We start from the raw sequence: 24,328 nt of genomic DNA, 5'->3' as shown, positions 1-24,328 counted from the left end.
CCGCCGCTGGTCCGTGAAGCAGGACCGTGGCGGAGGTTCCTATAACCTAACAGCGGACCGGGGTGAAAGTAAGGGGTTATAAGCTACCTTGGTCCGGCAGTTCTGGGAGCTGCCGGAGGCCCCCGAAAGGCCCTCAAATGCTCGGGAATTATTCACGCGTTCCGTTCGTTGTGCAGGCGATGTTGAAATTTTCGCTCAAACAGCTAAAATGGGCGCTCACATATAGGTCAAAAACCCAATACCATCAGGAGCACTAAACCCGCATGGCAACCGATTACGACGCACCCCGCAACAAGGACGATGACCAGAGCAACGAGTCTCTGGAAGCGCTGCAGACCCAGCGCTCCGGTGGTGCAAAGACCGCGCTCATTGACGTCGAGGACTCGGATACGGCCGAAGGCATTGATCTGCCCGGCGCCGATCTCTCCGGCGAAGAGCTTGTTGTCCAGGTCGTTCCGGCACGTGAAGACGAATTCACCTGCTCGTCCTGCTTCCTGGTCCGCCACCGCAGCCAGGTAGCCCGTGAAAAGAACGGCGAACTGTACTGCCGCGACTGCGAAGGCTAAACAGCTTCCTGCGAATCACCCCAAACCCCGTGCTTATGAGCGCGGGGTTTGTTGGTGAAAGGACACTTTCCAGCCGTCGTCGCGACGGACATACAAGGTGCTGACAAGGGCCGAATATTCCGGCTGGCCGTCGCGATGCGCGGTAACGCCGTAGGTTATGACGCCTGTCTCCGCGGTGGGCCACAAAACCTGGGGGACTTCGAGCCGGAAGTCCGACCACGGCGCGCCGCTCATGGCCTCGATGGTCAGGCTCCGGTCCGTCAGGCGCGTCCCGCCGGGCAGCAGCATCACCACTTCCGCGTCCAACATCGCCTGGTAGAACTCGGCCGCGGTCTGACCCCCGGATGACAGGGCTATCCAGCCGCGCTGTTCCAGTTCGATCAGTTCGTCGCTGGCGTCCATGGCTCCCCCTAGATCCGGTAGTGCCAGCACACACCAGCGGGACCCGCTAGTCAACCACTTCGATGACCCCCATGGCGCCACGCTCGGCATCCACAAAGGCATGGTTGACGAACGTGTACCGGCCGGCCTCCGCGAACTCGAGCTCGACAAATCCGCCTTGCGCAGCCGCGAGGTCAAGGGCCTGCGCCCCGCCCTGCTCCGCGTTATCCGGTTCCAGCAGGTAGGCCCCTTCCTTGAACACCGTGTCGAACTGCCCGCCCACCACGTGGAAGCTGGTGCCGCGGGAAGGACCGGCGGCCAGCAGCCAGATGCGCACGCGCTCACCCGCCTTCACCTGCAGCGGGTGGTGCATGTACTGCGTGGCGTGGCCGTTGAACATCACGATGTCGGGGTCTTCGGCAGAAATCTTGTCCACGTTTACCGGCCCGGCCTGCTCGCCGAGATAGGCCTCGGACTGGACCAGTAGGAACTCCTTGTCTACCTCAGGCAGGTCTGCCGGATCGATGATCACGGCCCCGAACAGGCCCGAGGCTATGTGGGCCGACATCGGCATCGTGCCGCAGTGGTAAAGCCAGATGCCGGAACGCTCTGCCGTGAACTCATAGATCAGCGATTCGCCCGGCGGAATGGTCCGCATGGGCTCGTCCGGGGAAACGGCGCCGGCGTGGAAATCCACCGAATGGCCCATGGTTCCGTTGTTGACTAGCGTGATTTCGAATCTGTCGCCGACCTTGCCCCGCAGCGTGGGCCCCATGACGCGGCCGTTGAAGGTCCAGGCCTGCTGCACGACGCCGGGAGCCACCTCCTGCGCCAGCTCCTCGACGTTGAGGGTCAGCTTGTGCGTGGTGCCTGACGCCGCCGGTGACAGTTCTGCCGCACGCGGCTCGAAGTCTTCGCCCGGCCGGGCATGGAAATCCAGCGCGCCCGCGGGAGCTGCCGTGCCGTCGTCGTTGTTCAGGTGGTTTGCATGGCCGCCGGCCGGATCCTGTGCCTGGCTTCCAGCATCCGCTGCGCTCTCGGCCTCGGCGGAGCCGGCCACGTTGATCTTAAAGCCCATGCCCTGGCTGCGGTGGCCCACCACGGTACACCAGCCTTCCACGTTCGTGCCGATGATGCCCGCGTCGATGGTGGCGGATTCACCCGGGTAGAGCCGGCCGGATTCCTGCCCCGTGGCCAGCCTCAGATCGTGCACCGTGGTGGGGTCCTCGTTGGTCAGTTCGATGACCAGCCGGTTGCCCTCGGGGACATCCACGGAGGCGGGCGAGAAGCGCATATTGTTGGCCGACACCCGGACCGTAGTGGTTTCGCCAGTGGGCTCCACTGCGGAGGCAGGAGCGGTGGAACCGGACAGCGCAGCAGGATCCATGGCCACGCCTCCAGCCGCGCCGAGCAGCACCAGGATCACTCCTGCGGCGCCCCAGGCAAGATGGTTCTTCGGTCGCGGCGCAGCTTCGACCTGCAGCGGCAGCGGCTTGCCGCCATTGGCCAGCACCGCCTTCCGCCCCGCAACAGATGCCTTCACTGCCCGGAACATCAGCGGCAGGAACGAGGCGAAGGCCAACAGCACCAGCACGGACACGATGACCCGCACCAAGCTGGGTACCGGAAGCAGGCAGACAAGCAAACCAAAATTCACGACGGCGGTACGCAGCATGGCAAATTTGCTCATCTGCGCGTTGGCCGCCTTAACCGCCGCAGGGCCTCCGCCCATAATTGCAGGCATCAGATAGCCCATGACGCCCAGCAGTACCTGGGCCACGAACCCGGCAGCGAACGGCGCGGTCAGTTCTCCGAGCCGATGCGGATCCAGCGGCCCGGAGATCAGCATCGTGAAGAGCGCGACCAGCGAACCAACCAGCCACACCAACCCTGCTCCGACCGAAAAACCGGGAAAGTCGTCCGGCCGCTTGGCCAAGGCGCAGCGGACAATATACACGCCAATGTAGGCCACACCGAGCAGATAAAGCAGTACGCCGGCGGCTGCGGCCGGAGCCAGCCCGACCAGCGCACCGAGCACCGAAATCGCCAGCCCGGCGGCCATCGCAATTAAACTGCGCCAACCTGCCAGGTCCATTCCCGCGGGCATCCGGGTGTGCAGAATGGTGGGCCAGAGGGTGATGAGCGTGCCGATTACCGTCAGTCCCACGAAACCAAGCAGATTGGTCACCTGGTGTGCCAGCAGGAGCCGGGCATGGGCTGCGTCGCTCAAACCGTACGCCAGCGCCGCCCCGAAAGCGGCCCCGACCGGCAGTAGCAGCGCTGCTGCTATATAGAACTTCACCGTGGTCGCGAACCGTGATGGCAACGCGCGGCGCAGTTGCAGCATCAGATGAACGGCATGCCAGGCAACAGAACCGCCCACCACCACGGCGCCGATCAATGTCAGGAGCCAGATGCCGGAAAGAACGCCGGCAACGGTCACCACAATCCCGGCGTTCAAGGTCCGGATGCGCCACAGTTGCACGGCGCGCGCCGTGTCCGGCAAGCGGTTCTTCAGCAGCGCTTCGGTGAAGTGCTGGCTCCAGATCAGGATGGAGTTGGTAACCATGCCCAGCGTGAACATGTGGACCAGCAGCCACCGCGATTCGGGGACGAACGGGTGGACGATCGCCAGAACAATCAACAGCACGAACCACACGGTGACCGGCAGGCTGGCCTTGCGGTGCCACGAGGACCGACTTGCCGGTCGGGAGGTCTGTGCCGGCGCCGGGGTTGTCATGAGTTATCCGCTCTTCCGCTCGAATCCAATGTGTCCGTCAGCCTGACCGTGCAGTAACCGGATCCGGCGAAAGGCTCAAGGTCTGCTGCGGTGCCTCCATGGTCTTCCAGCCAGCCGCGGACCAGGCCTAAATGTACGTTGCACACCACTTCAGGTTGCTCCCGCGCTGCCGCCAGCATCGGGCACTCGCGCAAGTGGATATCCACCTTGCCGGACGAGGCATCCTGCGTTGCCTTTTGGGGGAGTGGCACGAAGCCGTGCTCGGTCAAGCGTTGCAGGACCTGCTCAAGAGCGGGGCGGGAGGTATCGCCGACCCTCCCGTCCGAACGGTCCATGGCCGCCCAAACACGGCCCGCCCGTACCGCAGCAGCAGCGGGATCGGACGCTGCGTCCGATAACTCCGCTGCCAGGGCCACAGCGAGTTCAGTTGTTGGCTGGTGAGCCCGGACAGCTTCAAATAACGACGACGGCCGCCCCCGTCCGAGCGGCGCCTCCACGCGGTGCCGGACCAGACCAGTCTTGGCCAAAGCATTCAGGTGTTCACGGACGGTGTTTCCATGCAGCTTCGTAATGGCGGACAGCTCAGCGATTTTGGCTGGGCCGCCATGGCTTACCAGCGCCTGCAAGACTAAGGATTGAGCGCTCGTTAATGAGCGTGGTGCCCCCTCCGAAGTGGCAGGCGCAGGGCCTTGGTGTAGCCCAAATTGCGCCGTGGAGTTCCGTTCATTTTTCACGGTTCTAATTGTATTTATTCATGCCCTCTTCTCTAAATCCAATGGGAATGGGACTGAGGGTTATCCACCGCCACCTGTCGTTGTTGTGCGCTCCGTCACGCCGCAGTAGAATCGAATGTATGTTCGAGTCAATCGTTCCAGCAGAGATGGATCCGGTTAAGCCGGTCCCCGGTGATCCTGGTGCTGGACTGATCCGCGCCGCGATCCTGGAACTGGCGAACATGGACCAGGACGCCTCCGAGGGGGTGCGGATTGACCGGATTACCGCACTGGAGGAACTCAAGGCCGCCGCGGCTGCCGCGCAGGCGCGCGAGACGGAAGCGTTTGCTGCGTCCCGCCGGGAAACCCGGGCAGCGGCCGGGGTCGCGGCGGAGAAGCAGGGCCGGGGCCTGGCCAAGGAGATCGGCCTGGCACGCAAGGACTCCCCGAACCGGGGCGGTAAGCACCTGGGCATGGCCACCACGCTGATCAGGGAAATGCCGCACTCGTATAAGGCGTTGGCGGAGGGCCGGCTGAACGAGTGGCGGGCGACCATCCTGGTCCGCGAAACCGCGTGCCTGAGCGTGGAAGACCGGGCCCGCGTCGACCGGGAATTGTGTGCTGATCCGAAGACGCTGCGCGGCTGCGGGGACAAGCGGATCGGGGCGCTGGCGAAGCAGGCCGCGCTGCGGCTGGATCCGCTGTCGGTGGTCCGCCGGGCCGCGAAAGCCGAAACCGAACGCCATGTCTCCTGCCGTCCCGCGCCGGACACCATGGCCCAGGTGAGCTGCCTGCTGCCGGTGGTACAGGGCGTGGCCGTCCACGCGGCCCTGGCCAAGGAAGCCGACCGGCTGAAGGCGCAGGGCGATGAACGAGGCCGGGGCCAGCTCATGGCCGACATCCTCGTCGAACGCGTCACCGGCCAACCAGCCGAGAATCCCGCAAAAATCGAGGTGCAGCTGGTCATGACCGACCGCACCCTGTTCCAAGGCGACTCCGAACCTGCCCGTCTGGCCGGGTACGGCATCGTCCCCGCCCAATGGGCCCGCGACCTCCTCCGCACCGGCAACACCGACCACGACAACGCGAACGGCGGCACGGACGCCTCCGCCGACAGTAAGCCGATGAATGGCGTCGCCGGGGAAGACGAATTCGTTGCCGGCACAGCGGATGCCGGCAACGGGGACGGCGCTACGGCATCCGGCCCGCCAGACACAGCCGAACCCATACCGGCCAACGATGCAGGTGCCGACACCGGAAACACCGAAGAAACCGGTACGGCAACCGGGCCGCCAGGCTCGGAGCGAAGAGCCTCAGGCGATGGGGCCGATGAGTCGGAGGTGGAAGTGTGGGTGCGCCGGCTGTACACCGCGCCGGGCACCGGACAACTGCTCGGCATGGACTCGCGGGCGCGGTTAATGCCGTCCGGAATGCAGCGCATGATCCAGGCCAGGGACCAGCTCTGCCGCACACCTTGGTGCGACGCACCGATCCGCCACCACGACCACGTCGTGCCCTGGCGCGACGCCGGGGCGACCAGCGAGCTCAACGGGCAAGGGCTATGTGAAGCATGTAACCTGGCGAAAGAAACCGACGGCTGGCACGCCCGAAGCGTCCCCGGTCCGCGGCACACCGTCGAAACGACCACCCCGACCGGACACACCTACGTGTCAACCGCACCAGCCCTGCCTGGCACGCCACCGGCGGCGGAACAACCGGACGAGACAGTGGAGCCGTTCTCAGTCTTCGAGCAGGCGCTGGGCCGCATCGACTTCATCTACCGCCAAGCAGCCTGACAAGCAGGCAAGCGGTTAGTCGTTGGCGCTCCTTAGATGGATGGCTGCTTCCGGCGTCGCCACCCTGAAGCTGAAGGACTGCTCAAGATAGAGGTGGACGTTATCGGCATCGTGACGGTCATAGCCCACGGAGAGGTCTTGCCCGGACTCGAACAGGAAGTCGCCGCCGCGCAGGCTCATCACCACTGCACCGCGGACCCCGGGTGCCCACACAATGGGTCCTTCAAGGATCCGGCGAAGATGCTCGGCCAGCAGATAGCCGCCGCGCTCGGCCGTCTCAACTACAGCCGTATAGTGGCCGGGGCCAAGAGCGAGGCCGAAGGGACCGCCGATGCCTGCTTTCAGCAGCACCGCGACAGCCTTGGCAATGCGCTTCGGATAGTCGTTGAAATCTTCCACTCGGGGAACCGGCGGGTGCGGGCTGGCTTCGGTAATCCCCTCGATACCCGCCTGCTCCCAACCGTGGAAGACCGCTACGTTCTCCGCACTGGCTATTCGATGGGCAGCCTCGTGCAGGCTGCTCAGATCCACGTCCACTGCGCCGCGGTCATTATCCAGCAGTTCGGAGCGGGAGACGTTGAATTCCGCGCGCATTTCGACCAACGGCAGGACCCGCCGTCGGCGGGCAGCAATGCCATTGTCATCGGTGCCGGGCAGGGGCTCCGTTCTGCCCACGTTGGTGGCCGAATAGTCCCAGCCGAGCGGCCCAAAGAAGTCGACAAGCTTCCGTGCGCCCAGGGCAACGGTCAGTCGCTGTTTGGCCTCGGTGTCGAGCAGCAGCCAACCGCCGTCGGTAATGGGGGCGTGTTCGCGCAGGAGGTGGTTCATCGTCATGGTCGTGACTCCTTCAAGCTGCCGATTCCCAGGGACGGATCCGCCGCCGCGGCCGCCGCCGTCGACGACTGCGCAGCGCTGGCTCCGCTCCCTTCGGAGCCGGCCTTTTCGGCGGCTTCGCCATTCGCGACAATATCGCCGTCCTGGAAGAGGATTCCGCGGGCAATTGCGCGCCACACTGGTTTGGCGCGCAAAAGATACTCAAGCTCCATGCTGAAGTGCTTGAATTCCTCGGTCAGGGAGTTGTTCATGATGTTCCGGGCGGCGGCGTCCGGTTCCACGGAAATACGCTGCTCGTACCAGCCGATGGCCTCGGCTTCCTCGGTCAGGTTGGCGCACATCCGGGCAAAGGTGCGTGTCTCGGCAGAGAGTTCTCCTGCCGGCTCATGGTATTGGTCAAAGCCCATCAGCAATCCTTTGACGAGTGTCTGCGGAATCGTTGCTTACTTGCCAGCCTATCGGCGCCGCCCGGCGATGACTACCCCGGGATTGCCCGGAGCCTAGCCTTCCCACCCCAAGTTCCGCGCCATCCGCTGCAGCACGTCAAGGGTTGCCTCGTACTCCTGATCGGTGACGCCTTCGGTGACCTGTTTCCGGTTCCGGTCCACCACGTCGCCCAGCAGCGTCAGACTGTTGCGTCCCAGCTCGGTCAGCGAGTATTTGCCGTCGTCGTCGGTGATCCAATTACTTTCCAGCAGTTCGTCCAAATGCTCGGCCGAGGACTCTTCGGCGGTCTGGCTGAAGAACGGCTTGAGTGATTCGTTCAGCTCCGCCGCCGTGGCAGGGGCCTCCGCCAGCACATTCATGATCTGCCATTGCCGGCGGGTCACACCGTGCTCCTCAACGGTCGCGTCGAACTGCTCGTTGATCAGTCCGTCAACCAGTCTGAGCCAGAATCCAATGGGTCGATTAGCAGCCATGTCCCCACCATACAAAGCCACGTCAAGACCCCAAAGAGTACGACGGCGGTGCCTCCCGCCGTCGTAAGCCTTGCTGGGGTGCGGGCCGGCTTATAGCGTGAAGGCCTACCCGTTGAGGAGGACCGCATGAGCAATGAGCCGCAGGAGACGCTGGACAAGGAAAACCCGCGGGAGCCGGCCGTGGATGTGTCCACCGAGACCCAGGAGTACCCGGGGTTTACCGAGGAGATGGAGCCGCGGCCTGACCATGGCGAAGACAGCTACAAGGGCAATGACCGGTTGAAGGGCAAGAAGGCGCTGATCACCGGCGGCGACTCGGGCATCGGCCGCGCCGTTGCCCTCGCGTTCGCGCGGGAAGGCGCCGACGTCGCTATTTCCTACCTCCGTGAAGAGGAAGAAGACGGCCAGAACTGCCTGGACCTGATCCTGGCCGAAGGGCGCACTGCGCTAGGCGTCCCGGGCGACGTGCGTGACGAGGACTATGCGAAGTCCGCCGTGGCCGAGACTATCGACGAGCTGGGCGGCCTGGACATCTTGGTCAACAACGCCGGCTACCACCTCGGTCAGCCCAACGGCATCGAGGATATAACCCCGGACCAGTTGCGCCGGACTTTCGAAACCAATGTCTACGGCACGTTCTGGATGATCCAGGCCGCGCTGCCGCATTTGAAGCCCGGCTCGGTCATCATCAACACCACGTCCATCCAGGGGCACCATCCCTCCACAAGCCTGATGGACTACGCGGCCACGAAGGCAGCGCTGAACAACCTGACTTTCAGTCTGGCCGAGCTGCTGGGGGAGAAGGGGATCCGCGTCAATGCGGTTGCGCCAGGTCCTATCTGGACGCCGCTGCAACCTGCGACCACAACGCCGAAGAAGCTGGCTTCCTTCGGCGACAGCACGCCCTTGGGGCGGGCCGGTCAGCCGGCCGAAGTTGCCGGTGCCTTTGTCTTCCTCGCCTCCAACGATGCGCGCTACGTCTCCGGCGAGATCATCGGCGTGACCGGCGGCATGCACTTGGCGTAAGGACGGACGTACGACGTCGGTGGGCCGGGAACGCTTCCGGCTCACCTTTCTTCCGGGCCCGGGGAGGGGTGGTCAGTACTGCTCCCAAACCCGTGTACAGTGGAGGAAGTTGTTGTGTTGCGCATTTTGTATTCTGAGCGGCGAACCCATCTGGGCCAGCCGCTCTTTCTGTAGAAGCGGGAAAAGAACGCCGCGACTGAAACTCCCCGACAGTCGGGATGAGTTTCAATCTCAGAAGGATGAATAAAAATGGCTACAGGTACCGTGAAATGGTTCAACGCTGAAAAGGGCTTCGGCTTCATCGAGCCCGAAGACGGCAGTGCCGACGTTTTCGCTCACTTCTCCGCTATCAACTCGGGCGGCTACCGTTCTCTCGACGAGAACCAGAAGGTCAGCTTTGAGACTGAGCAGGGCCCCAAGGGTCCCCAGGCTGTAAACATCCAGGTTGCATAATTTTGTAATCTGAGGTCCTAGGACCAGAAGCAGGGCGGGAAGAAATTTCCCGCCCTGCTTCCTTTTAACCACCGGCCCGGTCCGATGCCGCCTTCCGTCACCGACCCGTGTACAAAACTGAGCAGGGGCCATAGCCTAGCTGTAAGTCTGCCCATCGCTGTCGAAGGGAATTTAGGCAATGACTTCTGTGAATACTTTCGGTGCACGAGGTACGCTGAACGCCGCCGGAACCGACTATGAAATTTTCCGGCTGAATGCCGTCGATGGCGCCGACCGGCTGCCGTTCAGCCTTAAGGTCCTGCTGGAGAACCTGCTCAGGACCGAGGACGGCGCCAACATCACCGCGGACCATGTCCGGGCGCTGGCCCAGTGGGATCCCGAAGCGGAGCCCAGCACGGAAATCCAGTTCACCCCGGCGCGCGTGATCATGCAGGACTTCACCGGCGTGCCGTGCGTGGTGGACCTGGCGACCATGCGGGAGGCGCTGGAAGAACTCGGCGGCGACCCCAAGAAGGTCAATCCGCTGGCACCGGCCGAACTCGTCATCGACCACTCGGTCCAGATCGACGTGTTTGGCAATTCCAGTGCCTTGGAGCGCAACATCGAGATTGAGTACGAGCGCAACGGCGAGCGGTACCAGTTCCTGCGCTGGGGCCAGACAGCCTTCGACGATTTCAAGGTAGTGCCCCCGGGCATGGGCATTGTCCACCAGGTCAACCTGGAGTACCTGGCCCGCACCGTGATGACGCGCGAGGTGGAGACCGGTAACGGGACCGTGTTGCGCGCCTACCCGGATACCTGCGTCGGCACGGACTCGCACACCACTATGGTCAACGGACTGGGTGTGCTCGGCTGGGGCGTCGGCGGCATCGAGGCCGAGGCAGCCATGCTCGGCCAACCCGTCTCCATGCTGATTCCGCGCGTAGTCGGATTCAAGCTGACCGGCGAGATTCCTGCCGGTGCCACTGCCACGGACGTGGTCCTGACCATCACCGAGATGCTCCGTGACCATGGCGTCGTCGGGAAATTCGTGGAGTTCTACGGCGAAGGCGTGGCCGCAGTGCCGCTGGCCAACCGCGCCACGATCGGCAACATGAGTCCGGAATTTGGTTCGACCGTGGCGATGTTCCCGATCGACGACGTGACGCTGGAGTACCTGCGCCTGACGGGGCGTTCCGATGACGACGTCGCCCTGGTGGAGGCCTACACCAAGGAACAGGGGCTGTGGCACGATCCGGCCAAGGAAGTGACGTACTCGGAGTACCTCGAGCTGGACCTCTCCACCGTGGTGCCGTCCATCGCGGGCCCCAAGAGGCCGCAGGACCGGGTGTCGCTGACCAACGCCAAGGCCCAGTTCCACCGGGACCTGGAAAACTATGTCCACAAGAGCGTGGAAGCCGAAGGCGCCACCGTGGACGAGGCCGTGGAGGAATCCTTCCCGGCCTCGGATCCGCCCACGTACACGGAGGCCGGCAGCAAGGTCAAAAACGCCCCGCATATGACCGTGACCCGGACTGACCCGGATTCGGGCTGCGCGCACAATCCGGTGGAGGTCTCGATGCCGGACGGCCGCCGGTTCGAACTGGACCACGGCGCGGTGAGCATCGCGTCCATCACCTCCTGCACCAACACATCGAATCCCTCCGTCATGCTTGCCGCCGCGGTGCTGGCACGGAATGCGGTGCAGAAGGGGCTGGCCTCCAAGCCCTGGGTCAAAACCTCGGTGGCGCCGGGCTCCAAGGTGGTCACCGACTACTACGACAAATCCGGCCTGACCCCGTACTTGGAGAAGCTGGGCTTCTATCTGGTGGGCTACGGCTGCACCACCTGCATCGGCAACTCGGGGCCGCTGGAAGAGGAGATCTCCCAGGCCATCGCCGACAATGACCTGGCCGTGTCCGCTGTCCTCTCCGGAAACCGCAACTTTGAAGGCCGGATCAATCCGGACGTGAAGATGAACTACCTGGCCTCGCCGCCGCTGGTGGTCGCCTACGCCCTGGCCGGCACCATGGACTTCGACTTCGAGGACGATCCGCTTGGCCAGGACGAGGACGGCAACGACATTTTCCTGAAGGACATCTGGCCGGACCCGCTGGAGGTCCAGCGCATTATCGATTCCTCGATCGACGAGGATATGTTCACCTCCAGTTACAGCACGATTTTCGACGGCGACGAGCGCTGGCGCTCGCTGCCCACGCCGGAGGGCGCGACCTTCGCGTGGGACGAGCAGTCCACCTATGTGCGCAAGCCACCGTATTTCGAGGGCATGCAGGCCGAACCCCAGCCGGTGCAAGACGTGGCCGGGGCGCGGGTCCTGCTCAAGCTCGGTGATTCGGTAACCACGGACCACATCTCGCCCGCGGGATCCTTCAAGTCGGATACTCCGGCGGGCAAGTACCTGCTTGAGCACGGCGTGCAGCGCAAGGACTTCAACTCCTACGGTTCCCGCCGCGGCAACCACGAGGTGATGATCCGCGGCACCTTCGCCAACATCCGCATCAAGAACCAACTGCTGGACGGCGTCGAGGGCGGCTTCACCCGGGACTTCAGCCAGGACGGCGCGCCGCAGGCCTCCGTTTACGATGCCTCGATGAACTATCAGGCGGCCGGCACGCCGCTGGTGGTCCTGGCCGGCAAGGAATACGGCTCCGGTTCCTCACGCGACTGGGCGGCCAAGGGCACCGCGCTGCTGGGTGTGAAAGCCGTCATCGCCGAGAGTTTCGAGCGTATCCACCGTTCCAACCTGATCGGCATGGGCGTGCTGCCGCTGCAGTTTCCCAAGGGGGAAACTGCCGAGTCGCTGGGCCTGACGGGCACCGAGACGTTTGCCATCGGCGGTGTCACCGAGCTCAACAACGGCTCGACGCCGAGGACCGTCCGGGTTACCGCCACGGCTGAGGACGGGACGACCAGGAATTTCGACGCCGACCTGCGCATCGATACCCCGGGCGAGGCCGACTACTACCGGCACGGCGGCATTCTGCAGTACGTCCTGAGGCAATTGGTCGCGTAACCGCAACGTGGACGGAGGCGCCGGCCGAACGTGCCCGGAATCTCCTCCGTCCACGGGCTTTCTTCATCACTTGGTGAAAAAGCCGATGAAACGCTGCATCCGGCGTCGTGCATCGGTCTCCTGCCAACCGTGCCCTGAAAGTTATGGTCGTTTCCACACCTAAATACTAAGTTGCCTTAGTATTTAGGTGTGAGCTTAGCTCCGCGTGAATCAACCATTGCGGTCCACCGGGCCGCAACAGGACAGATTGGAACGACGCAATGACCGCATCATCAGGCCGCGTTGAAGCCCGCGGCAACGAGAAAACCAATGTCCAGAAGGCCGCCATGGCCGTCGGCGCAGTATTCCTTTTGGTCGGTATCCTGGGGTTCATTCCCGGCGTCACGACTAATTACGACCAGATGTCCTTCGCCGGGCATGAATCGGAGTCCATGCTGCTAGGCGTTTTCCAGGTCTCCATCCTCCATAACATCGTCCACCTGCTCTTCGGCATCGGTGGGATCGCCATGGCGAAGAGTGTCTCAGGTGCCCGCAACTACCTGATCTGGGGCGGTGCTATTTACCTGGTCCTGTGGCTGTACGGCCTGATCATCGGACACGATACCGCCGCCAACTTCGTCCCGGTCAATACCGCGGACAACTGGCTGCACTTCGTCCTGGGCATCGCCATGATCGCCCTCGGTGTCCTGCTCACCCGCAACCGCACAACAGCCAGGCGCACTTAGTCCCATCGAAGAACAACCGGAGCGGCTCGGAAGTGATGGCAGGGCTGCAGGCGCTGCCATCACTTCTCGCTGACCGGTGAAAGGTGAATCATGAGGAGATCCCGGCTGGCGGTGGCCCACGGCTTGTTCAACATGGCGGCAGGGCTCTGGCCGTTACTTCACTACCGCAGTTTCGAAGCGGTGACAGGGCCAAAAGCGGACGACTGGCTGGTCAAATGCGTGGGCGGCCTGATTGTTGGCGCCGGCTACGCCCAGCTGCGCGCCCGGAAATCACCGGAAGGACTGGCCACAGCCCGACGCATCGGAGTGGGAACGGCGGGAACTTTCGCCGCGGTTGATCTGATCTACGGCGGCACTGGGCGCATCAGCGGCGTGTATCTGCTCGATGCGGTTGTGGAAGCAATGTGGCTGCGGGCCTGGACGAAGGATCTGATGGTCGAACGCTACGACTGTCCCGCCAGGCCGATCGACCAACGACGGCGGATCGGCCCGGCGTCCGTTCTGGATGTCCCCTCCTAGGCCAGGTCTGGATGTCCCGTCCTAGGACAGGCGCCTGAAGCTAGCCGGGGAACTGCACGTAGGGGGCGTCCCCGTCGCCGTCGTTGTCTGTATCGCCGAAGGCTTTCTTTTCCAGCTCTTCCGCCTTCTCCGGATCTCCGCCGTGCGCGCGGTCCTCGTCCTGCTCAAGCCGGCGGGCTCCGCCTTCGGTGTCGTCCTGGTTGCCAATGGTCCCTTCCGACGCGCTGTTCGGGGCCTCGGTATTCGGGTTTTCTTCAGACATTTTCTGCCTTCTTTCCTTCGGCTGAGCGGCCTGCGGTTGGGCCTGCACTCCCAGCCTAGGCAGGCCCAACAAGCCTGCCAAGGGCTCTTGCGGGACCGGCCGGAATGAGTTTTGTTACGAGGCTTCGACGCATGGCGGTGCCCATTGCTCCGCGGGGCGAATTTTCGTACTCTTATTCCGACCAAAAGCTTGGTCATCGGCCTCTAATGGGAGAGAAGCCAATGAAGTACCACACGCAACGATGCGTGCGTCTCGACTTTGCAGAAGTCGGAGACGACCATGACGCTTTCTGACTACGAGCGTCAGCAGCTGTTCCTGCTTGAGCAGCAGCTCAGGGTGGATGATCCGGCCCTGGCACAATCCCTGTCCCTCGCTCCGGCTCCGGCCGTTCCCCACCGCACCCTCGTAGCCGGCTGGCTGCTGGTGCTTTGCGGAGCCACTGCGGTGCTGTGGGGGGCTTACGCCAGTTTCGTCGCATCGGCCGTTGTCGGCCTGCTGTTCGTCGCAGCAGGTTTGTACTGGGCGGAGAATCCCGGCAGCAGGAAACTAAGAAGAATGTAGACTCTTCCGGGTTCGCTCAGGAATCCGTCCGTCAGTCTTTTCCGTCCGTCAGTCTTTTGCTGACTCCGTGTCCGGCTCGTCCGGCTTCTGGCCTTGCTCGGTATCCGCGCCTTCGGCTGGCGCCTGCGGGTGCTGCCCGGAGTCGGTGGGCCGCTGGGGGCGTTCGCCTTCGGCCGGCATCTCGCTGTGTTCGCGCGGATTGTTGCCGGACTCGGTTGCCGTCATGGTGTCCTCCTGGTCGCGGTTCCCGCTGTGCGGGTTCCGGTTGCTGGGTTACTGGTCCTTCGAGAGCCGGCTGCTTGATTTCTGCAGGCGGTCAATGTGTTCCGATGCTTCGGCCTTGGTCAGATTGGCGGGCAGTTCCTCCCCGGCCTCGCGGGCGAGCGTGTCCAGGTAGCTGCGTTGGGCGTCAGTCATCGGTTCATCGCCGGTGACCCATTCCTCCGGGTCCCTGTTGATGTCGCCGCCGGATTCCGGCGTCGGGCTGCCGAGGGTTTCTTCTGCCATGGGGTGCTCCAATCTCGTGGGTTCGGGTTCGGGTTTCGGGTCGTGTCCGGGGTCGGGTGCGGGCGCGGGGGAGGTGTCTGCGGTTAGTGGACCCCGGACATGAGGCTCTTGATGGGCTTGACGGCGAGGAACAGTGCCACGGCCATCACAATGGCCACGGCGCCGATCGTGCCGAAGTACGGTATTTCGTCGGTCGGATCGTAGAATCCCGCGAGGACGCCGGACAGCGCCGTGCCCAGTGACACCGAAAGGTAGTTCAGGGCGACCATCTGCGTGGTGAAAATCCGGGGGGCCAGTTTTGTGGATAGCGACAAGCCGACCGGCGAGATCATCAGCTCGGCCACGGTGAACAGGAACAGGATACCGACGATCGCCAGCAGCGGGCTGCTGTTGGGACCGCCGCCGGCCAGCGGGATGAACGCCAGGATGGCCAGCCCCATGACCGCCAGTCCGATGGCGAATTTCAGCGGCGTCACCGGCTGCTTGTGGCCCAGTCTGGTCCACGCGGCGGCGAACAGCGGGGCAAGCAGGATGATGAAGATCGGGTTGAAAGACTGCACCCATTCGATCGGCATGATCCATCCGAAAATGTTGCGGTCCAGCCGCTGGTCCGCGTACAGCGTCACCACCGTGAACTGCTGCTGAAAAAGCGAAAAGAACGCCGCGCTTGCGATGAACATTGGGATAAAGGAGTACACTCGCCGTCGTTCGGTGTGGTCCACGCCTCTGCTGCTGAGAATGACGACGAAATACATGATGGCTGCGGCAATGGCAACGCCGGCGACCACCGTATCCAGGTTTGCCGGAGTGATCAGGCCGCTCATGACGGCGACCACAATAACGACGACGGCGGCAACCGCCAGGATCGCGATCAGCGGCTTCTTCTTAGATGGCAACGGATCCGGGACGATGTGGGACTCTTCGGGCAGGTTCTTTCGCGTCAGGCCGTACTGGATCAGGCCGACGGCCATGCCGATCGCGGCCAGGCCAAAGGCGAAGTGGAAGCCCAGCGTCTCGCGGGTGAGACCGGTCAGCAGCGGCCCGAACAACGCACCGATGTTCACGCCCATATAGAAGATGGAGAAACCGGCATCGCGCCGGTCGTCGTCACGGTCATAGAGGGACCCCACCAGCGCCGTGGCATTCGCCTTCAAGCCGCCGCTGCCCACCCCGACAAGAATCAAGCCCGTGGCCAGCCCGGCGACACCGGGCAGCAGGGCCAGGGCAATGTGGCCGAACATGATCATCACGGCGCTGTAGAACAGCACACGTTCGGAGCCGAGCAGGCGGTCCGCTACCCAGGCGCCGAGGATGCTGGAGAGGTAGACGGAGCCGCCGTAGGCACCGATGATGCCGGCCGCAACGCCCTCGTCAATGCCGAGGCCACCCTCCGATACCTCGAAATACATGTACAGCAGGACGACAACCTGCATGCCGTAGAAGGAGAAGCGCTCCCAGAGCTCTACGCTGAACAGATTGGCCAGCATGCGCGGCTGGCCGAAGAATGTCTTGCCGCTCGGATTCCTGTGATTTGTTTCCGTCGGTGCCATACTTCCCCATGCTCCCACTCACTGTGGGACCTGTCACGGGTGCCGCCACGAACGGCCTTTCGGCTTAGGCCCTGATCAGCGGCTTCTAGTCGTCAGTATCGGGGCCCTCCGCGGCGTCCTGCGAGTGCGGGTGGGAGACGTACGGGACCTGCTCCAGCTCTCCCTCCACCGCATCCTCGCTGTGCAGGCGGTCGTTCTCTTGCGGAAATACTGGTGTTGTCATGGCTGCTGTCCTCCAGCGGGCGCGCCCGTCCCACGTAGGCGGGCTGATGCTTCCAAAGGTACCCCCGGGCCGGGGCCAGTTCCACCCCTGCTGGTCCTGCTCCGCACGCCACCACGGCCCGCTACCTACTCGACACGGCGGGAGGCCGGAAAGGATTTCGCCTCATGGCGGGCCTGCCTGCGCCCGCCGTCGGCTGCCGGCCCTGCGGTAGCTAACGGTTAGGAACAGGCGGTGGATTGTGATGACGGTGGCAAGCCAGGCAGTGCCCAGCGTCCAGGCGACAAGGACATCAGTAAACCAATGGTGGCCCAGGAAGACGCGGCTCAGGCCCATGGCGACGGCGAACAGCGCCGCTCCCGCGATGGTCAGCGTGCGCGTGCGCTTCGATTGCTGCTTCAGGACCAGCAGGTAGGCGACGATTCCAGCGATGACGATGGAGTTGAGCGAGTGGCCGCTGGGAAAAGACGGCGAATATTCGAAGGGCGCTACCGCTGAGGAAAGCGGCGGCCGGGTGCGCCCGATGAGCTCTTTCCCGGCAATGGTCATCAGCAGGGAGCCGGCGGCCGCAGCGACCATGAGAATCAGGGGTGTCCATGACCTTCGCCGAAGCGTCAGCACGAGAAGTGCCAGGGCTGCCAGCACGGTCATGCCTACGCTCCCGCCGAGATTGGTGAAGGCCGTGACCGCCGTGTTGGCTTCCGGGGAACGTACCGTCTCGGCGGCGTCGAGCAGCGGTTGGTCCAGTACAGCGACGCCATCGGTTTCGACAACGGCTTCGTAGACTTCGGCCGAAAGAGCAGTCAGGGCGGTGGCGAGGATGGCGCCGGCCGTGAGCGTGATGACGAGCGCGGCGTGCGGACCGAGCGCGCGGCTGGCCCATTCCATCGCACGTGCGAAAAACCGCCCCACCGGGGTCTTCCACTGCGTGAGATCCTTGCTACCGACAAAACGATCCTCTGTCGGCTTCGGCGGCTCGTGCGGCCCGGGTGTCATGCTGCCTGTCCGGTACGGGGGCGGCGTACGACGGCGGCGGGAACCTTGCGTGCGCCGGTACGGTACCACTGGTGCCACAGCAAGATGATGAGCGCCAGTTCCACCGCGCCGCCAGCGTAGTACATCAGTTGCCCTCCGGTCTCTGCCTGGCCGGCAGGGACTCCGGCTGGCGGGATGGCGCACAGGCTCTTGGCCAAAACGTTGTGTGCCGCAATGCTCGCGATCAGCACAACGCACCGGTAGGCATGCGTCGGCCGGTGCGGAGCCGGATCCCGTCCCACCATTGCCGCGGTAAAAAGGTAACCGGCAGCCAGCACATGGCCCATGACCAGCCAGTGGATAAAGACAGCATCCTGCATACCTTGGTAAAGGTCCGTCCGGTACATCGAAATCCCGATGGCTGAGCGCGGCGAAAGGGCCCACGAAGGTTGATGCCGCGGCGATCGCCCCGAGAATGAAGAAGGCCGAGCGGCGTTTCGGCCAGCCGGCTACCCGTGGGGAAGCGGCCGAGAAGAGATACGCGGCGACTGCGACCAACGCCGGCAGGAAGAGCGCAACTTCGAGCAGGAAGCCGCCGTGCTCATGCATCGTTCGCCAGGCTGTCCCGGGCTTGCCAGCCGCGGAACAGCAGTTTGTGCTGCACCAAGCCGTCATACAGCTGGAACGCTCCAGCCCCGAGCAGCCCTGCACCCGCCCACAGCCGACGGCGCAGTTCGTGCCGCCGGCGTAAATCGGCGAACAGGAACAACCCGGCGATCGTGGCGAACCAACTGAAGGCATGGAACACGCCGTCGGAAACGAGTCCGGCGGCCGTTGTGCCCCGGTCATAGAAATGATGCCAGTGCAGGAGTTGGTGAAAGACCACCTCGTCCAGAAAGGCGATGACGCCCAACCCGAAGAGCAGCCCGGAGACGAGATTCTTCCGACGGGCTGCAGGAGTCGGCATGTTCAGTCCTGCTGGTTCCGCTTCAGCGGATCCTGCTCCTCTGTGGATTGGCCAAGTGCATTCTCCGGTTTCTGATCGGCTGCCGGGTCGCCGCTGCCGACAAAGCCTGGGGGAACTGCGCCGCCTGCTTGGGTCTGCTGCTCATCGCGGATGTTATCGGGGCGGTCTTTTTCGCTCATGCCGGCTCCTCAAGGGTGAAGCCGCAATCGCAGCGGTATGTCGTGACTGGGTGCGGCTCGGCTATTGCTCCGGAGCCGACTGCGGAACCCGAAGGTTCCGCGCCGACGAGCAGAGGTTCCGAGACGGACGGACGATCGGCATCGACCACCTGCATGGGTTTGCGGCAGTGCACCCTGTTTCTCATCGTGTGTAGCAGCGATGCGTCCGTGGGAAGGAACTGCGCAAGTGAAGGCGCTGTAAGGGTCGACGGTACTGCGTTCGGTCTGTCAATCATGCTTTCGTTCGTGCCTTCCAAATTTGGGTACCACTAAAGCCAAGCATGCTTATTATGGCGAAGGCAAGCTCAAATAGGTCCCTGTGGATATGCTATGCCGATGCCTGACTACGCTGAGGGCTTATTGTCGCCGAGCCCGTGATTGCCGTTGTTGTCCCCTCCGATGAGCCGCTTCCTGGCTTCATTGCGGGCGCGTTGGATCTTGTCGGCGTGCTTGCCCTTGGTCGCTTTGTCCGCGGCATTGGCAGCGCGCTCAACCAGTTTGGCGCCGGCCTGCTTCGTCTTGGGGTTCTGCAGTGCCTGCCTGACCTTCGGGTTTCGCGCGAGCTCCTGGGCGATCTTGCCGAACTTGCTGAATCCTGCCATGGGGTATGCCTGCTTTCGTTGACTCTCCACCACGCAGTCCTTTCAACAGGATGCGTAGTCCTCCAGCCCCACATCCTAGACAAAGAGTCTGGGGAGTTTCTGTGTAGAGGGAACGGCCTGCTATTGACAGCGCAGACGGGACTTCTGCATTCTGGGCGGACGTGCTCCATTGAAGTTCCATAGACGAAGCCGTCATGCGGCAAGAGTGGCAGGACAATCGTGAAACGTGACCTCCAGAGACAGGCGGCAGGAAACCGGCGCAGTATCTTGGGCATGGCCGTGGTGATTGCGTTTCTGCTGGTCGCCGGGTGGGGCATGTTCTTCGCCGTCGTATTACCCGGGCAGTATGAACTTGCCGACCAGGCACCTTTTGGGCTCGGGCTGGCCTTTACTGCTTTCATTCTCGGAGCGCGCCACGCGTTCGACGCGGACCATATTGCGGCCGTGGACAACACCACACGCAAGCTGGTGGGGGAGGGCCGCCGGCCGGTGTCGGTGGGGTTCTGGTTCGCGTTGGGCCATTCGAGTGTTGTGATCGTTGCCGTCGCACTGCTGGCCGCGGGACTGAATCTGCTGGCCGACCAGATTTCCGACGACGGTTCGGTGCTCGCTTCCATTACCGGGCTCTGGGGGGTTATCGTCTCCGGGCTGTTCCTGCTGCTGATCGGCTCACTGAACCTGTATTCGTTCATCGGGATCGCCCGCGTTTTCCGCCAATTACGGAGCGGCGAATACAACGAGGCGCAGATGGAGGAACTGTTGCAAAACCGCGGCCTCATCAATCGCATTCTGGGGCCGTTGGCCCGTCAGATCGACCGGCCGTGGAAGATGTATCCTATCGGAGTGCTGTTCGGGCTGGGGTTCGACACGGCGACGACGATCGGGTTGTTCGTGATCGGCGGCAGCGCCGCGCTGGCCGCGCCGTGGTACGTGGTTCTCGTGCTGCCGGTTCTGTTTACGGCGGGCATGACGTTGTTCGACACACTCGATGGCATTTTCATGCACCGGGCGTACCAGTGGGCGTACGCGCGGCCGGTGCGGAAGGTGTATTACAACCTGATGGTTACCGGCATGTCCGTGATCGTGGCTTTCCTGGTCGGCGGGGTGGGCCTGTTGGGGTTGGCGGCGGAGAAATTGCCGGTGCGTGGCGGCCCGCTTGCCTGGGTGGCTTCGGTGGATCTGGAGAATTTCGGTTTCGTGATCTGCGGGCTGTTCGCGGTGGCCTGGCTGTCCGCGGCCGCGTATTGGAAGCTGGGCAAGGTCGAGGCCCGCTATTCGGTGCCGGACTGACCGTCCGTAACGACCGCGGCCATTGCCGGGGCTGGAGTCGCGTGGTTACACTCAGGTTGTACTGCGTTCGCGTTGCCGGTAAGCACGTCTTTTGAGAATGCTTGGAGTCCGCTGATGTTGTTGAGCACCTTTGAAGTTGAACGCCTGATGACCTATACGGCCGCTAAACTCGCGATGGAGCGGAAGGGTCGTGGGCTGAAGCTCAACCTGCCCGAGGCCACCGCGGTCATCACCTCTTATTTGCTTGAGGGTGCCAGGAACGGGGACACGGTTGCGGACCTGATGGAATCGGGCCGTGAAGTCCTTGGCCGGGACGAGGTGATGGAAGGTGTTCCGGAGATGCTGGCGCAGGTCCAGGTCGAGGCGACCTTCCCGGACGGAACGAAACTCATCACGGTCACGGGACCGATCCAATGAGGATTACTGAGAATCCTTTCAGCAACCCGGCCCTGGCCAGCCGGGACACCGATGATAATTACAGCCATCCCAGTGACAACCCGGGCTATGACACCGGTGTTGTCTATAACCATAAGACGCGTCATCCTGCTTCCGGGTCCTCGGGGACGAGCCAGCCGCGGCGTCCGGGCACCAGCGAGCGGCAGTCGCCCACCCGGCAAAGCAGCCAGAAAGTGGTGGCCTACGAGCCTATCGTCCCGGGTGAAGTGCTGTACGGGGATGAAGCGGTGGAGATCAATGCGGGCGCGGAAGTGACGGTCCTGCGGGTCGAGAACACCGCTGACCGGCCGGTCCAGGTCGGGTCCCATTACCATTTCGCCGAGGTGAACTCCGGGCTGGAGTTCGACCGTGACGCGGCGTGGGGCAAGCGGCTGAACGTGCTCTCCGGCGGTTCCATGCGTTTCGAGCCGGGCGCGGCCGAGGAAGTGGAACTGATCCCGATCCGGGGGGCCAGGATCGTCCTTGGCCTCAGGGGTCTGTGCAAGGGGAACCTCGATGGGTGAGATCCGGCGTTCGGAGTATGTTGCCTCGTTCGGTCCGACGACGGGGGACCGGATCCGCCTGGCCGATACCAACATCCTCATCGAGGTTGAGGAGGACCGGTGCCGGGGCGGGGACGAGGCGGTTTTCGGCGGCGGCAAGTCGATCCGCGAGTCCATGGGCCAGTCATCGGCGACCCGGGCCGAGGGCACCCCGGACCTGGTCATCACCGGGGCGGTGGTCCTGGACCACTGGGGCATCATCAAGGCCGATGTCGGTGTCCGCGGCGGCCGGATCGTGGCGCTGGGCAAGGCGGGCAACCCGGACACCATGGACGGGATCCACCCGGACCTGGTCATCGGCCCGTCCACGGAAGTGATGTCCGGCAACGGCCTGATCCTGACCGCCGGGACCGTGGACACGCACGTCCATCTCGTCGGCCCGGACATGCTGGCCATGGCCCTGCAAACGGGCACGACCACGGTGGTCGGCGGCGGCACCGGCCCCACGGAGGGGTCGAAGGCGACCCTGGCGACGCCGGGTTCGTGGTGGATCGAGCGGATGCTCGAGGGCCTGGAGCCCTGGCCGCTGAACGTGCTCTTCCTGGGCCGGGGCAACACGACGTCGCACGAGGCCATGTGGGAACAGTTGCGCGGCGGGGCCGGCGGGTTCAAGGTCCACGAGGACTGGGGTGCCACGCCGGCGGTCATCGACGCGGCCCTGCAGGTCGCCGATGACTCCGGGGTCCAGATCGCCATCCACAGCGACACCCTGAACGAATCCGGTTTCGTCGAGGACCTCCTCGAGGCGGTCAACGGGCGCACGTTCCATGCTTTCCATACCGAAGGCGCCGGCGGCGGGCACGCCCCGGACATCATCAGGATCGCCAGCGAATCCTACGTGCTGCCGGCCTCGACGAACCCGACGCGGCCCTTTACCCGCAACACCATCGACGAGCACCTGGACATGGTCATGGTCGCGCACCACCTGAATCCGCAGGTCCCCAACGACCTTGCCTTCGCCGAGAGCCGGGTGCGTGAAGGAACGATCGCGGCCGAGGATGTGCTGCAGGACATGGGTGCGCTCTCGATCATGTCCTCGGATGCGCAGGCGATGGGCCGCATCGGCGAAGTCGTGATGCGGACCTGGCAGACCGCGCACCGGATGAAGCGCCTGCGCGGTTCCCTGCCCGGGGATGACCGGGCCGATAACCACCGTGCCCGCCGGTACGTCGCGAAGTACACGATCTGCCCCGCCGTCGCGCACGGACTCGAACACGAAATCGGGTCCATCGAGCCGGGCAAACTGGCGGACATGGTGCTCTGGCAGCCGGCACTGTTCGGCATCCGGCCGACAGCCGTGTTCAAGGGCGGGGTCGCCGCCGTGGCAGCGCTGGGAGATCCCAACGCGTCCGTACCCACGCCGCAACCGGTCATGGAACGCCTCGGCTTCAGCGCCTTCTCCCGCGCTGCCGCTTCCACCTCGGTGGCGTTCGTCGCTCCCGCGGCGATCGAAGACGGACTCGCAGACCGGCTCTCGATCAACCGCCCGCTCGTCCCGGTCGGCAACGTCCGCGGCCGCGGCAAGGCAGACATGCCCGAAAACACCGCGATGCCGCACATCGAAGTCGATCCGAATACCTACGGCGTCAAAATCGACGGAGAACTGATCGAGCACGAACCGGCCACCGAACTGCCCATGGCACAGAGATACTTCCTGTTCTAATGCTGGCCCACGCGCGTCTTATCGCGGACAACCCATCCGGCACGACGGGAAGACAGTCCGCGCGCATCCTGCGCATGCGGTCCCAGGCGCCGTTGATTCTGCGACCTACCCGCCAACAACCGCCGGCGGCGCTGCACCATTGGCGGCTGAACACGGATCACAGTGCCGGCGTCAGCCTGGTTGCCGGCGCTGCCGGTCCGCTGGGCGGAGACCACTTCCGGCTCGATATTGAGGTCAGGGAGGGGGCGGTCTTGATTGTCCGCGCCGTTGCCGCCACCTTGGTACTGCCCGGGCCGCATGGCCTGGAATCCCGAAGCGAGATCAATATCAAAGTCGCCTCAGGCGGGACGCTCGTCTGGCTGCCGGGAAGGCAGATCCTGGCGGAGCGCTGCCGCCATGAGGCAGGCACCCGTATTGACATGGACGACGGCGCCCGGCTGTTCGCACGCGAGGAACTCGTGCTCGGCCGTCACGGCGAGAGCCCGGGAGCGGTGCGCCAACGCCTGCGCGTCTCCTACGACGGCGTTGCCCTCTACGACCAGGAACTCGCGGTCGGCGACGGCATGACCGGCTGGGACAGCTCCGCCGTTACGGGCGGCCGCAGGGCGTTGGGATCGTTGCTGGTCGTGGATGCGGAAACAGAGGGGCAGACCAACGTCGTCCAGTCTCTGCCGGACGGAATCCCGGATACAGCCTTGATGCAGCTGGACGCGAAGACGCTATTGATTTCGAGCCTCGCCGAGGACTCGATCATGCTGACCCGGCAACTCGACGCTGGTCTGGCCCAATATGCACGCCAGCAGCAAGCCGGCCACGTACAGGTATGAAA

General features: G+C 63.9%; 29 protein-coding genes. 13 read left to right on the top strand and 16 right to left on the bottom strand.

Features of this window, described 5'->3' with window-relative positions:
• Window positions 1–263: 263 nt before the first annotated feature.
• On the top strand, window positions 264–566 hold the full coding sequence (locus HGO92_RS03580) for a DUF4193 domain-containing protein (protein ID WP_169991860.1): 303 nt from the start codon (window positions 264–266) through the stop codon (window positions 564–566).
• A 33-nt stretch (window positions 567–599) separates the two neighbouring features.
• On the opposite strand, the gene HGO92_RS03575 is transcribed toward HGO92_RS03580, so the two are convergent.
• The 3 genes from HGO92_RS03575 to HGO92_RS03565 are packed head-to-tail and all read right to left on the bottom strand — an operon-like array spanning window position 600 to window position 4,313.
• The gene (locus tag HGO92_RS03575; protein WP_169991858.1) at window positions 600–968 is read right to left on the bottom strand and encodes a nuclear transport factor 2 family protein; all 369 of its coding nucleotides are present in this window, start codon (window positions 966–968) and stop codon (window positions 600–602) included.
• A gap of 46 nt (window positions 969–1,014) precedes the next feature.
• The gene (locus HGO92_RS03570) at window positions 1,015–3,687 is read right to left on the bottom strand and encodes a multicopper oxidase domain-containing protein (protein WP_169991856.1); all 2,673 of its coding nucleotides are present in this window, start codon (window positions 3,685–3,687) and stop codon (window positions 1,015–1,017) included.
• Window positions 3,684–4,313, bottom strand: coding sequence for a helix-turn-helix transcriptional regulator (locus HGO92_RS03565; RefSeq protein ID WP_169991854.1), 630 nt, complete (start codon window positions 4,311–4,313; stop codon window positions 3,684–3,686). Before HGO92_RS03565 ends, HGO92_RS03570 begins: the two co-directional genes overlap by 4 nt.
• A gap of 227 nt (window positions 4,314–4,540) precedes the next feature.
• Here HGO92_RS03565 and HGO92_RS23635 point away from each other — a divergent pair, with 227 nt between their 5' ends.
• On the top strand, window positions 4,541–6,196 hold the full coding sequence (locus HGO92_RS23635; RefSeq protein WP_240974350.1) for an HNH endonuclease: 1,656 nt from the start codon (window positions 4,541–4,543) through the stop codon (window positions 6,194–6,196).
• A gap of 15 nt (window positions 6,197–6,211) precedes the next feature.
• On the opposite strand, the gene HGO92_RS03555 is transcribed toward HGO92_RS23635, so the two are convergent.
• From HGO92_RS03555 to HGO92_RS03545, 3 genes are all read right to left on the bottom strand, one after another.
• The gene (locus HGO92_RS03555; protein WP_205834109.1) at window positions 6,212–7,030 is read right to left on the bottom strand and encodes a family 1 encapsulin nanocompartment shell protein; all 819 of its coding nucleotides are present in this window, start codon (window positions 7,028–7,030) and stop codon (window positions 6,212–6,214) included.
• Window positions 7,027–7,437 carry a ferritin family protein gene (locus tag HGO92_RS03550; protein ID WP_240974349.1) on the bottom strand — a complete coding sequence of 137 codons (411 nt, stop codon included), beginning with the start codon at window positions 7,435–7,437 and terminating at the stop codon, window positions 7,027–7,029. The genes HGO92_RS03555 and HGO92_RS03550 overlap by 4 nt, the downstream gene beginning before the upstream one ends.
• Before the next feature lie 93 nt (window positions 7,438–7,530).
• Window positions 7,531–7,950: a MarR family winged helix-turn-helix transcriptional regulator gene (locus tag HGO92_RS03545; protein ID WP_169991852.1), complete on the bottom strand. Its 420-nt coding sequence runs from the start codon at window positions 7,948–7,950 to the stop codon at window positions 7,531–7,533.
• Window positions 7,951–8,076: 126 nt separating this feature from the next.
• Here HGO92_RS03545 and HGO92_RS03540 point away from each other — a divergent pair, with 126 nt between their 5' ends.
• The 5 genes from HGO92_RS03540 to HGO92_RS03520 all read left to right on the top strand — a co-directional run bounded on the left by HGO92_RS03540 (window position 8,077) and on the right by HGO92_RS03520 (window position 13,686).
• Window positions 8,077–8,976, top strand: coding sequence for a glucose 1-dehydrogenase (locus tag HGO92_RS03540; RefSeq protein WP_139006130.1), 900 nt, complete (start codon window positions 8,077–8,079; stop codon window positions 8,974–8,976).
• 249 nt (window positions 8,977–9,225) lie between these two features.
• Entirely contained in the window at window positions 9,226–9,429 is a 204-nt protein-coding gene (locus tag HGO92_RS03535; protein ID WP_169991850.1) for a cold-shock protein, read from the top strand.
• Between the two features lie 178 nt (window positions 9,430–9,607).
• Window positions 9,608–12,442, top strand: a complete 2,835-nt coding sequence (locus tag HGO92_RS03530) for an aconitate hydratase (protein ID WP_169991848.1) — start codon at window positions 9,608–9,610, stop codon at window positions 12,440–12,442.
• 260 nt (window positions 12,443–12,702) lie between these two features.
• Window positions 12,703–13,167 (top strand): DUF4383 domain-containing protein, encoded by a 465-nt coding sequence (locus tag HGO92_RS03525; RefSeq protein WP_169991846.1) that lies wholly within the window; start codon window positions 12,703–12,705, stop codon window positions 13,165–13,167.
• Between the two features lie 90 nt (window positions 13,168–13,257).
• Window positions 13,258–13,686, top strand: coding sequence for a hypothetical protein (locus HGO92_RS03520; protein WP_205834108.1), 429 nt, complete (start codon window positions 13,258–13,260; stop codon window positions 13,684–13,686).
• Between the two features lie 40 nt (window positions 13,687–13,726).
• Here the strand turns inward: HGO92_RS03520 and HGO92_RS03515 are convergent, their stop codons facing one another.
• Window positions 13,727–13,948 (bottom strand): hypothetical protein, encoded by a 222-nt coding sequence (locus HGO92_RS03515; protein WP_169991844.1) that lies wholly within the window; start codon window positions 13,946–13,948, stop codon window positions 13,727–13,729.
• A gap of 279 nt (window positions 13,949–14,227) precedes the next feature.
• Here HGO92_RS03515 and HGO92_RS03510 point away from each other — a divergent pair, with 279 nt between their 5' ends.
• The gene (locus HGO92_RS03510) at window positions 14,228–14,509 is read left to right on the top strand and encodes a DUF3040 domain-containing protein (RefSeq protein WP_169991842.1); all 282 of its coding nucleotides are present in this window, start codon (window positions 14,228–14,230) and stop codon (window positions 14,507–14,509) included.
• A gap of 48 nt (window positions 14,510–14,557) precedes the next feature.
• Here HGO92_RS03510 and HGO92_RS03505 read toward each other — a convergent pair whose 3' ends face one another.
• The 9 genes from HGO92_RS03505 to HGO92_RS03465 all read right to left on the bottom strand — a co-directional run bounded on the left by HGO92_RS03505 (window position 14,558) and on the right by HGO92_RS03465 (window position 19,548).
• Window positions 14,558–14,734: a hypothetical protein gene (locus tag HGO92_RS03505; RefSeq protein WP_169991841.1), complete on the bottom strand. Its 177-nt coding sequence runs from the start codon at window positions 14,732–14,734 to the stop codon at window positions 14,558–14,560.
• Between the two features lie 48 nt (window positions 14,735–14,782).
• Window positions 14,783–15,016 (bottom strand): DUF3072 domain-containing protein, encoded by a 234-nt coding sequence (locus tag HGO92_RS03500; RefSeq protein ID WP_169991839.1) that lies wholly within the window; start codon window positions 15,014–15,016, stop codon window positions 14,783–14,785.
• 83 nt (window positions 15,017–15,099) lie between these two features.
• The gene (locus HGO92_RS03495) at window positions 15,100–16,566 is read right to left on the bottom strand and encodes a peptide MFS transporter (protein ID WP_169991837.1); all 1,467 of its coding nucleotides are present in this window, start codon (window positions 16,564–16,566) and stop codon (window positions 15,100–15,102) included.
• 85 nt (window positions 16,567–16,651) lie between these two features.
• Window positions 16,652–16,789: a hypothetical protein gene (locus HGO92_RS03490; protein WP_169991835.1), complete on the bottom strand. Its 138-nt coding sequence runs from the start codon at window positions 16,787–16,789 to the stop codon at window positions 16,652–16,654.
• Between the two features lie 162 nt (window positions 16,790–16,951).
• The gene (locus tag HGO92_RS03485) at window positions 16,952–17,782 is read right to left on the bottom strand and encodes a phosphatase PAP2 family protein (RefSeq protein WP_169991833.1); all 831 of its coding nucleotides are present in this window, start codon (window positions 17,780–17,782) and stop codon (window positions 16,952–16,954) included.
• The gene (locus HGO92_RS03480) at window positions 17,779–18,168 is read right to left on the bottom strand and encodes a cytochrome c oxidase assembly protein (protein ID WP_169991831.1); all 390 of its coding nucleotides are present in this window, start codon (window positions 18,166–18,168) and stop codon (window positions 17,779–17,781) included. The genes HGO92_RS03485 and HGO92_RS03480 overlap by 4 nt, the downstream gene beginning before the upstream one ends.
• 194 nt (window positions 18,169–18,362) lie before the next feature.
• Complete coding sequence (locus tag HGO92_RS03475; protein WP_169991829.1) at window positions 18,363–18,728, bottom strand: DUF2243 domain-containing protein; 366 nt, start codon at window positions 18,726–18,728, stop codon at window positions 18,363–18,365.
• Between the two features lie 2 nt (window positions 18,729–18,730).
• Window positions 18,731–18,907, bottom strand: a complete 177-nt coding sequence (locus HGO92_RS03470; protein ID WP_169991827.1) for a hypothetical protein — start codon at window positions 18,905–18,907, stop codon at window positions 18,731–18,733.
• 383 nt (window positions 18,908–19,290) lie between these two features.
• Window positions 19,291–19,548 carry an antitoxin gene (locus HGO92_RS03465; protein ID WP_169991826.1) on the bottom strand — a complete coding sequence of 86 codons (258 nt, stop codon included), beginning with the start codon at window positions 19,546–19,548 and terminating at the stop codon, window positions 19,291–19,293.
• 219 nt (window positions 19,549–19,767) lie between these two features.
• On the opposite strand from HGO92_RS03465, the gene nicT reads away from it, so the two are divergent.
• The 5 genes from nicT to HGO92_RS03440 all read left to right on the top strand — a co-directional run bounded on the left by nicT (window position 19,768) and on the right by HGO92_RS03440 (window position 24,326).
• Entirely contained in the window at window positions 19,768–20,838 is a 1,071-nt protein-coding gene (gene nicT / locus HGO92_RS03460) for a Nickel transporter NicT (RefSeq protein ID WP_502305981.1), read from the top strand.
• A gap of 114 nt (window positions 20,839–20,952) precedes the next feature.
• Window positions 20,953–21,255 carry an urease subunit gamma gene (locus HGO92_RS03455; protein WP_169991824.1) on the top strand — a complete coding sequence of 101 codons (303 nt, stop codon included), beginning with the start codon at window positions 20,953–20,955 and terminating at the stop codon, window positions 21,253–21,255.
• On the top strand, window positions 21,252–21,797 hold the full coding sequence (locus HGO92_RS23420; RefSeq protein WP_205834107.1) for an urease subunit beta: 546 nt from the start codon (window positions 21,252–21,254) through the stop codon (window positions 21,795–21,797). The genes HGO92_RS03455 and HGO92_RS23420 overlap by 4 nt, the downstream gene beginning before the upstream one ends.
• On the top strand, window positions 21,790–23,499 hold the full coding sequence (locus HGO92_RS03445) for an urease subunit alpha (RefSeq protein WP_169991823.1): 1,710 nt from the start codon (window positions 21,790–21,792) through the stop codon (window positions 23,497–23,499). The genes HGO92_RS23420 and HGO92_RS03445 overlap by 8 nt, the downstream gene beginning before the upstream one ends.
• Window positions 23,499–24,326, top strand: coding sequence for an urease accessory protein UreD (locus tag HGO92_RS03440; protein ID WP_169991822.1), 828 nt, complete (start codon window positions 23,499–23,501; stop codon window positions 24,324–24,326). The genes HGO92_RS03445 and HGO92_RS03440 overlap by 1 nt, the downstream gene beginning before the upstream one ends.
• Window positions 24,327–24,328 lie beyond the last annotated feature (2 nt).

Origin of the sequence: Crystallibacter degradans (genome assembly GCF_012952295.1) — a bacterium.
Taxonomy (GTDB): domain Bacteria; phylum Actinomycetota; class Actinomycetes; order Actinomycetales; family Micrococcaceae; genus Crystallibacter; species Crystallibacter degradans.
The sequence above is the reverse complement of the archived record's forward strand: the minus strand, read 5'-3'. Positions and strand labels throughout refer to the sequence as shown.

Excerpts from the sequence above, each read along its gene's own strand:
- HGO92_RS03580 (WP_169991860.1), top strand. The coding sequence starts at position 264 with ATGGCAACCGATTACGACGCACCCCGCAACAAGGACGATGACCAGAGC.
- HGO92_RS03575 (WP_169991858.1), bottom strand. The coding sequence starts at position 968 with ATGGACGCCAGCGACGAACTGATCGAACTGGAACAGCGCGGCTGGATA.
- HGO92_RS03570 (WP_169991856.1), bottom strand. The coding sequence starts at position 3,687 with ATGACAACCCCGGCGCCGGCACAGACCTCCCGACCGGCAAGTCGGTCC.
- HGO92_RS23635 (WP_240974350.1), top strand. The coding sequence starts at position 4,541 with ATGTTCGAGTCAATCGTTCCAGCAGAGATGGATCCGGTTAAGCCGGTC.
- HGO92_RS03555 (WP_205834109.1), bottom strand. The coding sequence starts at position 7,030 with ATGACGATGAACCACCTCCTGCGCGAACACGCCCCCATTACCGACGGC.
- HGO92_RS03550 (WP_240974349.1), bottom strand. The coding sequence starts at position 7,437 with ATGGGCTTTGACCAATACCATGAGCCGGCAGGAGAACTCTCTGCCGAG.
- HGO92_RS03545 (WP_169991852.1), bottom strand. The coding sequence starts at position 7,950 with ATGGCTGCTAATCGACCCATTGGATTCTGGCTCAGACTGGTTGACGGA.
- HGO92_RS03540 (WP_139006130.1), top strand. The coding sequence starts at position 8,077 with ATGAGCAATGAGCCGCAGGAGACGCTGGACAAGGAAAACCCGCGGGAG.
- HGO92_RS03535 (WP_169991850.1), top strand. The coding sequence starts at position 9,226 with ATGGCTACAGGTACCGTGAAATGGTTCAACGCTGAAAAGGGCTTCGGC.
- HGO92_RS03530 (WP_169991848.1), top strand. The coding sequence starts at position 9,608 with ATGACTTCTGTGAATACTTTCGGTGCACGAGGTACGCTGAACGCCGCC.
- HGO92_RS03525 (WP_169991846.1), top strand. The coding sequence starts at position 12,703 with ATGACCGCATCATCAGGCCGCGTTGAAGCCCGCGGCAACGAGAAAACC.
- HGO92_RS03520 (WP_205834108.1), top strand. The coding sequence starts at position 13,258 with ATGAGGAGATCCCGGCTGGCGGTGGCCCACGGCTTGTTCAACATGGCG.
- HGO92_RS03515 (WP_169991844.1), bottom strand. The coding sequence starts at position 13,948 with ATGTCTGAAGAAAACCCGAATACCGAGGCCCCGAACAGCGCGTCGGAA.
- HGO92_RS03510 (WP_169991842.1), top strand. The coding sequence starts at position 14,228 with ATGACGCTTTCTGACTACGAGCGTCAGCAGCTGTTCCTGCTTGAGCAG.
- HGO92_RS03505 (WP_169991841.1), bottom strand. The coding sequence starts at position 14,734 with ATGACGGCAACCGAGTCCGGCAACAATCCGCGCGAACACAGCGAGATG.
- HGO92_RS03500 (WP_169991839.1), bottom strand. The coding sequence starts at position 15,016 with ATGGCAGAAGAAACCCTCGGCAGCCCGACGCCGGAATCCGGCGGCGAC.
- HGO92_RS03495 (WP_169991837.1), bottom strand. The coding sequence starts at position 16,566 with ATGGCACCGACGGAAACAAATCACAGGAATCCGAGCGGCAAGACATTC.
- HGO92_RS03490 (WP_169991835.1), bottom strand. The coding sequence starts at position 16,789 with ATGACAACACCAGTATTTCCGCAAGAGAACGACCGCCTGCACAGCGAG.
- HGO92_RS03485 (WP_169991833.1), bottom strand. The coding sequence starts at position 17,782 with ATGACACCCGGGCCGCACGAGCCGCCGAAGCCGACAGAGGATCGTTTT.
- HGO92_RS03480 (WP_169991831.1), bottom strand. The coding sequence starts at position 18,168 with ATGTACCGGACGGACCTTTACCAAGGTATGCAGGATGCTGTCTTTATC.
- HGO92_RS03475 (WP_169991829.1), bottom strand. The coding sequence starts at position 18,728 with ATGCCGACTCCTGCAGCCCGTCGGAAGAATCTCGTCTCCGGGCTGCTC.
- HGO92_RS03470 (WP_169991827.1), bottom strand. The coding sequence starts at position 18,907 with ATGAGCGAAAAAGACCGCCCCGATAACATCCGCGATGAGCAGCAGACC.
- HGO92_RS03465 (WP_169991826.1), bottom strand. The coding sequence starts at position 19,548 with ATGGCAGGATTCAGCAAGTTCGGCAAGATCGCCCAGGAGCTCGCGCGA.
- HGO92_RS03455 (WP_169991824.1), top strand. The coding sequence starts at position 20,953 with ATGTTGTTGAGCACCTTTGAAGTTGAACGCCTGATGACCTATACGGCC.
- HGO92_RS23420 (WP_205834107.1), top strand. The coding sequence starts at position 21,252 with ATGAGGATTACTGAGAATCCTTTCAGCAACCCGGCCCTGGCCAGCCGG.
- HGO92_RS03445 (WP_169991823.1), top strand. The coding sequence starts at position 21,790 with ATGGGTGAGATCCGGCGTTCGGAGTATGTTGCCTCGTTCGGTCCGACG.
- HGO92_RS03440 (WP_169991822.1), top strand. The coding sequence starts at position 23,499 with ATGCTGGCCCACGCGCGTCTTATCGCGGACAACCCATCCGGCACGACG.